Origin of the sequence: Aquimonas sp. (genome assembly GCF_044377145.1) — a bacterium.
Classification (GTDB): domain Bacteria; phylum Pseudomonadota; class Gammaproteobacteria; order Xanthomonadales; family Xanthomonadaceae; genus Aquimonas.
This window is the reverse complement of sequence record NZ_JBILJQ010000107.1, coordinates 1-11,137: the sequence shown is the minus strand read 5'-3', so window position 1 is coordinate 11,137 and position 11,137 is coordinate 1. Positions and strand designations below refer to the sequence as shown.

The 11,137-nt window shown below is 65.2% G+C and carries 10 protein-coding genes; 6 read left to right on the top strand and 4 right to left on the bottom strand.

Going from position 1 to position 11,137, the window contains the following annotated elements; all coding sequences use genetic code 11:
* Positions 1-184 precede the first annotated feature (184 nt).
* Positions 185-358 (top strand): hypothetical protein, encoded by a 174-nt coding sequence (locus ACIQ7H_RS20550; protein ID WP_395795072.1) that lies wholly within the window; start codon positions 185-187, stop codon positions 356-358.
* Positions 359-829: 471 nt separating this feature from the next.
* Here the strand turns inward: ACIQ7H_RS20550 and ACIQ7H_RS20545 are convergent, their stop codons facing one another.
* On the bottom strand, positions 830-1,570 hold the full coding sequence (locus tag ACIQ7H_RS20545) for a GAP family protein (protein WP_395795070.1): 741 nt from the start codon (positions 1,568-1,570) through the stop codon (positions 830-832).
* A gap of 826 nt (positions 1,571-2,396) precedes the next feature.
* On the opposite strand from ACIQ7H_RS20545, the gene ACIQ7H_RS20540 reads away from it, so the two are divergent.
* From ACIQ7H_RS20540 to ACIQ7H_RS20530, 3 genes are all read left to right on the top strand, one after another.
* Entirely contained in the window at positions 2,397-3,605 is a 1,209-nt protein-coding gene (locus tag ACIQ7H_RS20540) for a cation:proton antiporter (protein WP_395795068.1), read from the top strand.
* Positions 3,606-4,128: 523 nt separating this feature from the next.
* A complete protein-coding gene (locus tag ACIQ7H_RS20535; protein WP_395795066.1) occupies positions 4,129-5,256 on the top strand; it encodes a hypothetical protein in 1,128 nt (375 codons plus the stop codon).
* Positions 5,257-5,496: 240 nt separating this feature from the next.
* Positions 5,497-5,715: a hypothetical protein gene (locus ACIQ7H_RS20530; RefSeq protein ID WP_395795064.1), complete on the top strand. Its 219-nt coding sequence runs from the start codon at positions 5,497-5,499 to the stop codon at positions 5,713-5,715.
* 149 nt (positions 5,716-5,864) lie between these two features.
* Here the strand turns inward: ACIQ7H_RS20530 and ACIQ7H_RS20525 are convergent, their stop codons facing one another.
* A complete protein-coding gene (locus tag ACIQ7H_RS20525) occupies positions 5,865-6,125 on the bottom strand; it encodes a hypothetical protein (RefSeq protein WP_395795062.1) in 261 nt (86 codons plus the stop codon).
* Positions 6,126-6,410: 285 nt separating this feature from the next.
* Here ACIQ7H_RS20525 and ACIQ7H_RS20520 point away from each other — a divergent pair, with 285 nt between their 5' ends.
* Positions 6,411-6,683 (top strand): hypothetical protein, encoded by a 273-nt coding sequence (locus tag ACIQ7H_RS20520; RefSeq protein WP_395795060.1) that lies wholly within the window; start codon positions 6,411-6,413, stop codon positions 6,681-6,683.
* Between the two features lie 206 nt (positions 6,684-6,889).
* On the opposite strand, the gene ACIQ7H_RS20515 is transcribed toward ACIQ7H_RS20520, so the two are convergent.
* Complete coding sequence (locus ACIQ7H_RS20515) at positions 6,890-7,441, bottom strand: hypothetical protein (RefSeq protein ID WP_395795058.1); 552 nt, start codon at positions 7,439-7,441, stop codon at positions 6,890-6,892.
* A 306-nt stretch (positions 7,442-7,747) separates the two neighbouring features.
* Positions 7,748-9,094 (bottom strand): TIGR04222 domain-containing membrane protein, encoded by a 1,347-nt coding sequence (locus ACIQ7H_RS20510; protein WP_395795056.1) that lies wholly within the window; start codon positions 9,092-9,094, stop codon positions 7,748-7,750.
* Positions 9,095-9,649: 555 nt separating this feature from the next.
* On the opposite strand from ACIQ7H_RS20510, the gene ACIQ7H_RS20505 reads away from it, so the two are divergent.
* Positions 9,650-10,795 (top strand): hypothetical protein, encoded by a 1,146-nt coding sequence (locus tag ACIQ7H_RS20505; protein ID WP_395795054.1) that lies wholly within the window; start codon positions 9,650-9,652, stop codon positions 10,793-10,795.
* Positions 10,796-11,137 lie beyond the last annotated feature (342 nt).

The following is an 11,137-nucleotide window of genomic DNA, read 5'->3' as shown; positions in this document are numbered from 1 at the left end:
CAGCTGAGCTGCTCAGCACACCCGGCGCGCTCAAGGCCAGATCCACACCCGTTGAGCTCGATCTGCCGGAGGTGGTTAGTTAGAAAAAACGTCGCCGAGTGTTGGGAAAGGGTTGACACGTTCCGCAGGTAGGTGAGGTGGGCGGACGCTTACGGTCGATGACGATACCGTCGGCGGCGAGGCGATGCGGATCAAGGCCAAGCAGGGCTTCGCCCTGCCACGCGAGTTCTCGCTGGATCTTCAAGCCATCCGCGCCCAGCACGGCAACGCCGACTTCGAGGACTGCAACCACTTCGAGGTCGGCGTCGCGCGCAGCTTCGTGCCGATCGATGCATATCCCGGCTATTCGGATGCCTAGCATCGAAAGCATCGACAAGTCCAAATCTGCCGGAGGCCACGGCACGGTGTGGGCCTCCGGCCAGCGCAGGCAGTGAAACCGCGCGGCGGCGCTCGTACAGGCAATTCGCGTCGAATGCGCGCGGCAATTGGGAGAACTGCTGAGGCGCCGGAGCGAGACAGCACACCACTCGTAAGCGTCGGGCTGGAGAACAGCGAATTCACCTCGTCCGCATCGAAATCGGAATCGCGCCGGGCAGAGTCTGAAAAAATCCTTCCACAAGAATGGTTCGAAGACCGTCTCCGAGCGTGTGCAAGCACCGGATCATTTCGCGGCTGTGCGCGATCCATCTTGCTACGTTGGGCCCGCTCGCGTTAGTTGGTCCAAGCCACTCAGCAAGCTGGCAACTATCGTTGTCAGGCCTATCTGAACCATAAAGCACCCCAAGCAATTGTTGGCACTTCCTGCTCAAGGTCGCGGCGAATCATTGATTCAATACCAATCGAGTGCGCTCAAGCTATCGCCAACCATATACAGGCCTATCAAGAACATTATCCAGGCCATCGCCTCGTTTGCATTCCGGGACAGTAGCGCCTCCAGCTTTGTCAAGATGGCGGCAACATGATCGTGCAGGAATATCCGCGCAGAGAGTAGCAACAGCGCGGGTGCGACCATCACCACGCAATAACCGAACAGCACTGCACTGCGTCCGGCCAGCGACAACTCCGATGCGGTCAAGAAACCGATCGCGGCCAGATACGGGATCATCGAAGCAGCCTCGATCACGGCTGCCGTCAATGCCAGTGCGACGAACGCACCGATGGGGGCCGATGGATCGGTCGCACGCGCCCGCATCCGCATTTGTAGACTCGGCCCGGAGCAGGCCAGCTTTTCCGCGCGGCGGGCGACACGACGTTCTTTGCCCGCTTTCGTCCAAGGCTCCACCAGTACACCGAGCGCCATCAGACCGATACCGATGACCAACTGAGCAATTCGTAGCGGTTGCGAATTTCCCGTCTCCTGCAATGTGTCGAGCAGCGTTGATGCCCCGAGTAGCAACGCAATCCCCAGCAGCAGATAGAACGCGGCCACCGTGCCAAGGAACAGCAGAATCCTCCCCGGGTGCGGACGGCCGGGAGCCAACATCAAAAACAGTGGGATGAGCAACGTGCCGAAACTGGTGCTATCAACCAGCGCCAGTAGCACAAGCGGGGCGATCAGTTCGATATTCACCGCCAGTAGCGCGAGAACGCGTCCATTGGCGTCTGAGCTGAGCTGTCATTGTGTTCGGCGAGAGTAACAGGCACGAATAACCTCGAATTGGAGATTCTCTTTCTTGAAGACAACAAGGCTCAACCAATGTTCTGTGTGGGAGGGCTAACACCAGAGCTGGGGCGCGTGCGTTGGCACGTCGGCTCCAATGAATCGTTAGACGAATCCACTACGCGGCAGATTGATCCACCCTCGACTCTCGCACCGGTTCGGTGTACCCGCCGTCTGGCGGTTCTTGCGTTGCGAGGGTATCGCTGTGAACGCATCCGATCAATCGGAAACCGACACCGCGCTGCCTTCGGTGACCATAGCTGGCATCCAATCAAGCCGCATGACCAGCAGGGTCGATATGCCTTGAGGATCAAGTAGCGCGGCTGGGCCGACGGGGCAGAGCGGGGCAACGGGGCGCATCAATGGGGTAGGCCTGGCTTCGTAGGACGCTCTGCGATCTCGGGGGCCGCTCCGCGTATGCCCCTTAGTTCAGCGTTGTAGCGGAATCGCCTCCGTCCTGGCCGAAGTCCCGCGCCAGCGGCGCCTATGCGCTGAGACAGAACGGCGCACACTTCGCCCTGCACTCCGCGACCGTCAGCTGGGTCGCGCGGCGGGGGGCGGGGAGTGTGATGCGGCGAAACAAGACCCGCTCTTGATACTCTTGATTTGGACAGTACGCTTGACACGGATTCTCTGCGCTGATCAAGCTTCGCGCCCCGTTGGCGCGTCTCCCATCTCGCGCCACTTCTACGCCGACGGCCCCGCCCGGACGCGCCCTGTCCAGCTGAGCCGACCCATGCCTGAAGCGATCAACCCCAAGACTGCCTATCTCATCGTCCTGCTGCTGATCTTCGGCCTGCCGTGGCTGTTCTGGCGACTGGCCCGCACGGACGACGTCGCCCCCCTGCCGGTGGTGCAGATCGTGGCTGGCATCCTGCTGGGGCCGGGCATCGCTGGCGCGCTGTTCCCCGAGGCGCACGACGCGCTGTTTACGCCCACCGTGATCCACAACCTCAACGGCATCGCGTTCTGGGCGGTGATCGTGTTCCTGTGGCTCGCCGGCATTGAGCTGGACCTCAAGAAGGCGTGGATCGGCCGGCGCGAAACCGCCGTCACGGCTGGGCTTGCGATGCTGGTGCCGCTGTTGTTGGGCGCGGCGACCGCGCATTTCCTGCTTGGCTGGCAGCCGGGACTGATTGGGCCCAATGCCTCGGAGTGGCAGTTCGTGGCCGGCGTCGGCATGGGCTGCGCGGTGACCGCGCTGCCGATCCTGATGCTGATGATGGAGAAACTCGGCATCCTGCGCACGCCGCTCGGCCAGCGCGTGCTGCGCTACGCCAGCCTGGACGACATCGCGATCTGGGTGGTGCTCGCCCTGATCCTGGTCGACGCCGAACGTCTCCTGCACCAAGTCGGCTTCCTGGGCGGCTTCGTGGTGGTCGCCCCCTGGGTGCGCCGCGGGCTGCAGCGCGTCGGCGACGTCGACCGCTGGGCGCTCGGCCTGGTGTGGCTGCTGGCCTGTTCGCTTGCGTCAGATGCGGCGGGCCTGCACTTCATGGTCGGCGCCTTCCTCGCTGGGGTCATCATCGACCGCGAGTGGTTCAAGGAGGAACACTACGATCTGGTGCGTCACCACGTGCTGCTGCTGCTGATGCCGGTGTTTTTCCTTTCAACGGGCCTGCGCACCGACTGGGACGCCGGCGGCGCGACCGTGTTCATCATCGCCGCCGCGCTGCTGGCTGCCTCGGTGGCGGGCAAGCTGGTCGGTGTGCGGATCGCCGGGCGTCTGCTCGGCTGGAAACCCGGCGAGGCGCAACTGATCGGCTGGCTGCTGCAGACCAAGGCTCTGATCGAGATCATCTTCGCCACCATCCTGCTCGACAAGGGTGTGATCTCGGCCGATGCCTTCACCGCCCTGCTGCTGATGGCTGTCACCAGCACGGTCCTCACCATCCCGATGGTGCGAAAGCGCGCGCCGGCATTGGTGCAGGCGAGCGGCGACTGATCGGCGGCCCTACTACACCTCCGATACAACGCCGGGTGCCAGCACTTTCACCCCGATGCTGCGCGTGGCCTGCACGACGTACGAGGTGATGGTCTGGCACTGCGGTCCCGCCTCGCCTGGGCGGCACATCGCGCCCGTCGTTGAACGAAGGCAGCAGCGACTTCTGTCCAGCTCCGACCACGCTTACACAATCTTCCACAGGAGCGCGCGCAGCGCGCGGCCGACGAGTCTGTACAGTCCCGCCGCCGCTGGGTTGGTCGCATCGCGAGCGACTGCCGTCGACAATCTTCGGCAGCACAGCAGGCCAGCGTTTTGCCTATCGGTGCGGAAGCCGGGTCGGAGCGACCCGATTCCGCGGAACGACCCTGCAAGGATCCTGGTCGGGCCGAGCACAGCAGTACGCCAGTTCGCGTCTGGCGCCCAAGCACTCGAATCGAACATGCCCCTGTCGTGCAAGCCCGGCTCGCACTCACGTGAGTGCAGGGAAGCACTGCTTCTTCCAAGCCAGCAACGGAGTTTCCAAATGCAGCGCAGCGCACTTTTCCTGGCGATCGCGGTTGCCGCTCTCGGTACGGCCAGTACAGACGCGTGGGCCAAGCAGCCCAAGGCCGGTCACAAATTCAAGGGCAGCGTCGAGGTCCAGTACCGCACAAATAACAACATTTCGGTGGCGCCTTCTTCCGGCGAGCGCTTCGATTACGCTGAGCTTTCCGAGTTCGGCATTGAAGACGAAGAGGACCTGGGGGCTGACGACTCCAAGGAGGAAGACGAGGACGAAGGCGATGCTGGCGACGATTTCGGTGACCTCATCGATGTCGAGCCGTCCGAGGACGAGATCGAAGAAGACGATGCCGTCGACGAGGATGGCGATGGCATCGACGACCTGATCGACCCGGATGACGGTGGCGTTGTCGATTCTGAAAGCCGCTTCACCACCAAGGTCGGCTTGGCGCACAAGTACACGTTCGCCAGCGGCACAACGTCCTGGAACAATGGCATCCGCTTTGCCACCGACACACACAACCAGCGCGATGATCTGGACAAGTTCAATTGGGCGGTCACCACCGGCTTCGATTTCTCGCCGGCCGGAAGCAAGCACGGCTTCAAGCCTTCGCTGTCCTACGTCGCTCTCGACAAGGACAACAATGAGTTCGCAACCACCTTCGTGGTCTCACTGGGCTACACCTATGAAGTCAACAAGCGCCTCGGGCTGAGCGCCACCTACAACTACCAGGACAAAGACATCACCAAGCCGACCGCGCCTGACGCCCGCGTCGACACCCTGGCCTTCGGTGCCGACTTCAAGGCTACCGACGACGACATTTTCAAGTTGAAGTACGCCCCGAAGGTGGAAGACTCGACCCAGGTCACGCGCAACACCGACGCCTGGGGCTGGGAACTGACCTACACGCGCAAGCTACCGTGGGACATGACGGCAGGCGTCGGCTACAAGTTCGATTCCGTCAACCACAAGAACCTGTCGCCCAGCCGCGAGGACGACAACACCACTTGGGGCGTGCAGCTGACCAAGGACGTCGGCAAGTGGCTATCGCTTGAAGTCGGCTACGAAACCCGCGACCGCGAGTCGAGCATCCAGAGCAAAGACGCGAGCAACGACAGCGCCTTCATCGGCGCAACCTGGAAGTTCTGATGGGCTTTACTGCGGGACGGCGTGCTGCCGTCCCGCGGTGTCGTGTCGGGCGAAGCTCCCCGACACCTTGTTCGGCGGCCCGCCACACGCGCCGACTGCGGCTGCGTTCTTGAGCGGGCGCATCGGCATGGCGTGTGCGCCACCGGGATCGTTGCTCGGGTGGAAGCGCCGTTGAACCCCGCGTACTGATCGAACCTGCTGCCCTCAGCCGGCCCGATCAGCGACCCGGATGTCCAGACCATGCTCAGCAGCCTGCTTGCTGCACTCGAATCGAGCGGCGTCGACTACCTCTCCATCCGCGACGACGACACCGGACGCCGCCGAGGCTTCTGGATTCATGGCCGCATGCGGCTCGGATGTTTCGATGGCGAACGACGCGGTCACCGCGTCGCCCGTGTCAAGCAAAGCCGAGTCAGCGCAAGAACCCTGACGGATGCAGCGGTCGCAGCGTGCCGTTGAGCGGCCACACGCCTGATCTGATCGATCAAGGCTTCCGGCGAAAAGTCGGCCTCATTGGCGACGTGCCAGGTGAACGCCAGCGTGCCCCAGTGCGAACCACGGCCGTCGGAGAACACCTCGTAGTCAATGAAGCAGTGCCGGTCCACGTGTCAGGTCCCGACGTGAAAACCCAGTTCGCACTCCGCACAGCCGATGTGATCGAGCGCCATGGACATGGCCAGCATGTAGCTTTGCGCCCGGTAGCCGTGGACAACGCGCAGGCGGTGGCCTGCGACATCATCGAGCTCCGGCTCCTTCGCCGGGTAATCGTCATCGTGCGCCTCGATGTAGGGCCTGGAGAGGCGACGCACTGCGGCGACTACGGCAGCGCAGCGCACCCTTGCACCGGGGTCGAACACCAGGATGCCCACGTTCTCTCGATCAACCCCGCGGAGGGCTTCCACGACCTCGGCGTCCGATGCACTGGTTCGAATCGCGAGCGCATGGCCCGGGTTCGCGGCGCGATCGACGCGGGCTGCGGCACAGCTGAGCCGCGTGGACGCCGACGATTGCGGCGATCATGCCCCCAGCGCTGATCGCTTACGCAGCCAACCGCATCCCGCGGGTTGTCGAGCCGATCGAACTACATCGTTTTCGGCATCCTTTTCATTGCTGAATCAGGCGAGCCTTCGGCCAACCTCGATCTGAGATCTGCCGTGCCCGACAACATTCTCACCAGCGCCGAGATCAAGCGCCAAGGCTTGGCGGTGATCGAAGAGAGGCTGGCGCGCGGGCCGGTGCATCTGATGAAACGTAACCGGCGCGCGGCGGTTGTGTTGAGCGAAGCCGTACGCCAGCGCCTGCTGGAGGGCAAGCCCCGCATGCCCACCGGCGAAGGTGCCCTGCGCTGGTTGCTGACGCAGTCGTCCCACGGCCAACGCAGATGCGAGGAGATCGACGCCGGACTGCAAAAGGGTTGCGACGGGTGATCGTCTTCCTCGCTGCCAACGCGCTGATCTACTTGATCGAGGGCCAAGCCGATCTGACCGGGCGCGTGCGCGAGAAGCTGGAGACCAGACGCGGGTCGGTGGGACCACAGCGAAGCTCGCGTCAGGGCGAAACTGCGTCTGCCCTTGACAGCGGCGGCACAGTGGCCGCCCTTCGCCAGCGAAGGCTGCGACGTTTGCACGCTCGTTCAGTCCGCCGTCTGCGCAGCCGCGTAGCCGAGTGCGAAATGGGGCTGCAGGCGACGCCAGAAGTCGGCATTGATGGCGTTCCCCGCGAGGGTCGCGCGGCCGACTTCGAGCTCGGCCAAGGCGGCATAGAACGCGCTGCGGTCGCCGTCCAGGAAAGCGATGTAGGCGCGCACGTGTGCGTTCCACCGAAACGGCGCATCCTCGGCCTCATTGGCACGCAGACTCGCCTGCGCGGCGTCGCGGGCGGCGTCGATCTCGCCAGCCTCACCGCGCAGCTGCGCCACATGCCAGCGCGGACTGCCGCGGGTTTCGCCGGTGTGGGCGATCCAGGCTTCAATCAGGTCGGCAGCCTGACGCGGGCAGGCCGCCTCCGCCAGCACCCTGAATCCGCTGCCCGGGGTCTGATCAAACTGCTGGTAGTCGAGCTCCAATGCGGCTGGCAGCTGCGCCGCATGCAGTGCGTCGCAGTCCGGGGACGCGGCGCCGGTCGATCCAGGCAGCGCTGCGAACGCGAGCACGACGGCGGCGATCGAAAGCGCGGCCCGGCGCATGGAGTGCTGAGGCGCTGCTTGCGAAGAACGCTGCTGGCATGTCATTGGTTTCGCTCGGGTGCAGTAGAGGTTCCGTGACTGCCGGATGCGGTGAGGGTTCCCGTGCACGTTTTGCGTCGCGGATGCGACATCGCGTGCGGGCTTCAGGGCTGGCTTTGCCACGTCCCCGAGCCCTCAAGACCTGCCGGGGATCGACTGAATCCACGCCCGTCCCGCGCAGGTCAACGCTGTTCCAAATCGCCGCGGGGCCGAGCCGGTTTGGCCTCTGGCGGCCTGCAGTGGCTGCAGGCCGGCCCGCACCGCGCATCAGTCGCCGCCGCAGCCGCCGCAGCCGGATCCGCCACCATCCGAATCACTATCGGAGCTGCTGGAACCGCCTCCATCGCCGCTGGAAGGTGGATGGCGCAACTCGTGGTAGCCGGCTAGAGCGGTACCGGCGAGAACGGCAGTGCCGCCCAAGGCAACCGCCAGCGCCAGTTGACCTTGGCGCGGCGCGCGCAGGCTCAACGCATGGCGTGCCTTCTGCACGCCCAGCAGCTTGCGTCCCGCGCGTGTCGCGCCAGGGCGGTTGAGTTGAAAGACCAGCGCCATCGCAATGGTCATCATGAGCAGAATCACCAGCAGCACAATCGGGCGCTCGCGGAGCACGCCAATCGCGATCTTGGCGGCGCCGAAAGTCGCCAGCAACCAGAGCGGCAAGGCGCTCAGCAGGGCGATCCGTCGAGCGGCTTGTTCCGAGTGCCACCAACCGTAGCGCACCAATTGTTCTCGCAGCTGCTGCACCGGCCCGGCCTTTTCTGCCGGCGCCAGGCGCGCGGTGGGCCCACAGAGATTCGGCAGCAACGTGCGCAGCAGGCTGTCGTCTGGCGGCTCATCTTTGAGCCGCACCAGCTTCTTGCTGGAGGCGTCCCAGCCGAGAAAGCCCTCTTCGTGCAAATGGGCGGTGGCGGTATCGATCACTCCCCGCGGGCCGCCGCGCAGGTAGGCCAGCTGCCACACCGGCACCTCGCCAGTCGGGAGGCTGCGCGCAGGCTCGTGCTTGAGTCGATGCCAGATTCGCCAGCAGAGGCTCGCCATCACGCAGGCGCCCAGCAGGGTCAGATACAGGCTGAGGAACTCCGGCCCACGCAGGTTGAGCGGGCCCGGGTAGGCCAGCGCGCTGGCCGCCGGCAGCAAACCCGGTGCGGCGGCGAATCGAGCCCAGCGGCTGCGGCTGCGATGGCTGTGGGGCGCAGACCACGCTGGCCACCACGCGGGTTCCGGCGTGCCGAACTCTGCCTCATAGGCATGCAGCGTTTCCGCATAGGCAAGCCGCAGCGTCTCACGCTCACCGGGCAGCCCGCGCGCGGGTTGGTGGTGAAAAGCGAAGCCCAGACAGCGAGGGCAGAAATCGTCCCAGTAATCCCGTGTCCAGGTCAGGTGCAGATGCCAGACCTGGTCCACTGCGGCACTGGGCGCCGCGCGCCCGCCAAGCCGGAGCGCCACCGCGCAGAAGCGCAGATACTCCTGGATTGCGCGGGCACAGCGCTCGGCATTCCAACCGGTGCGCTCAGCGAGCTGCTGGCGAAACCGCCGCTGCAGCGCGGGATCGGCCCTTGACCAAGCGAGGATCAGCGCGCTGCGCTGGGAGTCGATGGGCGGAAGCTCGGACATACAGCACCCTCGGATACGGCCGGTGCCACAGCGTGAATCAGTTCGATGTCAGCTGCCAGCGCGGACGGAAGTGGGCGAGCAGCCCTGTGTCTGCACGGCGTAAAGCGCCGAGCCTTCAAGTCTGGCAAGCAGAGATCAGATCGAAGCCAGTCCCGCGAAACCACCGGCGCTTCGGGCCGCAAGCCGGGGTCGACTGCACGCTCACAAGTGCGGCAATCAACCTGTCCTGAGCGGTCATTGGGGCTCGAGCACGTGCTTCAGGGGCTCGGAGGCAAGTCCGGTATCGGAAGAGCGGACCGCTCGATGCCGGGATTCGGCCAACTCGGGCTTCGCGGAGCATCGTCCAGGTCGAGTCAGCGCTGACACTCTGATGAGGGCCAACGTAGAGCTGGCGGCCAGCTCGCGCCCGACCGCCGCGGCCTCACGGGCTTGCAGGGCGCGTTCGACCACGTGGCTCGCCAGCCGTCGGCAAACCCGGCCGTTCGGCCGTTCGGGCGCGACGCGGTCTGCCGCCAGTGCTTAGGCTCTCAGCCTTCCCCCAAGCAAGGCGATCCGATGTCGACGATTTGGAATCCAGAACGTCGCCGCGTGCTGGGCGCGGCGCTCGGTGCCGGTGCTTGTGCAGCCGTGGGCGGCTTCTCAGCTGCGCAGGGTGCGGCGGCTCCGGCCTGGCGCCTGAACAGGCCAGCTCTGCAGTGGTTCTCGATTCCCGGCACGGCGGGCGCCGGAGGTTCGGCGATCGACGCTTACTGCGGCATGGCGTTGAAGCCCGCGACCGGCGAGCTGGTGATCGCGGCGGCCGGCGGACACAGCGACAGTGCCGACAATGGCGTCTACAGCCTGTCGCTGTTCGATGACACGCCGCGCTGGCGCACGCGTAGAGTCGGCAGCACGCAGGTGCAGCCCAACGTCCTCTACTACGCCGACGGCCTGCCCACCTCCCGCCACACCTACGCGCACATTCACTATGTCGAGAGTCGCGACGCCGTGCTGCTGGCCGGCTGTCGGTTCGGCTTTGGCGGCGGCACGCCCAGCGGCCCGGGCATGGACCTCTTTCACCTCGGCAGCGACGCCTGGCTGCCGCGGTTCACCTTCGCCGACATCACCCCGTTCGACGGCTTTGGGGTAGTGCTCGACGCCGGGGGCAATGTCTGGACCACCAGCGGTCGCCGGTTCCTGGTCGCCGGCAACACCTGGTCACGGCCCGGCAACGGCACGCTGGGGCGCTTCCCGGCGGCGCTGGATCCCGGCCGCAATGTGCTGTTCTCGCTGCAGTTCGGCGACGGCCAAGGCTATGACCCGCAGCTCGGCGTTGTGGCGAGGGTGATCGACGCCAACACCGGCAACGGCAGCGCGGTGGCCTTCGAGAACAATGCAGCACTGAGCGCATTCATCAGCGCTGCGCCGGCCTATGCCGGGATGGATTTCGACCCGCTGTTGAACCGCTTCTGCTTCTATCACCACGGCGAAACCGGGCGGGTGTACACCGCGACGCCGGGCGCAGGCGCCGCATGGCGAATGGATCTGCTGCCGACGGTCGGTACGCCGGCCGGCGGCCCGCCCAGCGGTAGCGGCATCCAGCGTCGATTCCTGTATGTCCCGGCGCTACGCGGCTTCGTGCTGCTGGCGCGCGCTGCGGCAGACCTGTGGTTCCTGCCGACGGCGGATCTCGACCTCGTGTTCGGCAACGGGTTCGAGTGAACCCGCAGCGCGGCCGGTGGGCTCATGTCGCTCGCAGCCTGACGGCCAGCGCGACTGGTAGCGCCCGACATTCTCGGCCGGCCGCAAACGCGTCCATGCGTGGCGCACACCCGGCGGAGCAAATGCGGTGACGCCGGCCAAGAAGCCTTTGCGCCGGGGGCGACGCTGCGTCGTAGCTGGGGGATCTGAGCGCAGGCAATAGGCTCAACGGCTCAAGGCGCCCGCAGATCAACGAACCCTACGCGCCTACACTCCACGAGACAGTGACGCAGCACGTTATCTCTCATTCTAGGGCGGCTTTGTTCGGAGACTCCCATGCCAAAGCCGTTGCGGGTTCGCCCG

Coding starts and splice junctions, on each gene's coding strand:
- ACIQ7H_RS20510 (WP_395795056.1), bottom strand. CDS start 9,094: ATGTCCGAGCTTCCGCCCATCGACTCCCAGCGCAGCGCGCTGATCCTC.
- ACIQ7H_RS20535 (WP_395795066.1), top strand. CDS start 4,129: ATGCAGCGCAGCGCACTTTTCCTGGCGATCGCGGTTGCCGCTCTCGGT.
- ACIQ7H_RS20540 (WP_395795068.1), top strand. CDS start 2,397: ATGCCTGAAGCGATCAACCCCAAGACTGCCTATCTCATCGTCCTGCTG.
- ACIQ7H_RS20515 (WP_395795058.1), bottom strand. CDS start 7,441: ATGCGCCGGGCCGCGCTTTCGATCGCCGCCGTCGTGCTCGCGTTCGCA.
- ACIQ7H_RS20505 (WP_395795054.1), top strand. CDS start 9,650: ATGTCGACGATTTGGAATCCAGAACGTCGCCGCGTGCTGGGCGCGGCG.
- ACIQ7H_RS20550 (WP_395795072.1), top strand. CDS start 185: ATGCGGATCAAGGCCAAGCAGGGCTTCGCCCTGCCACGCGAGTTCTCG.
- ACIQ7H_RS20530 (WP_395795064.1), top strand. CDS start 5,497: ATGCTCAGCAGCCTGCTTGCTGCACTCGAATCGAGCGGCGTCGACTAC.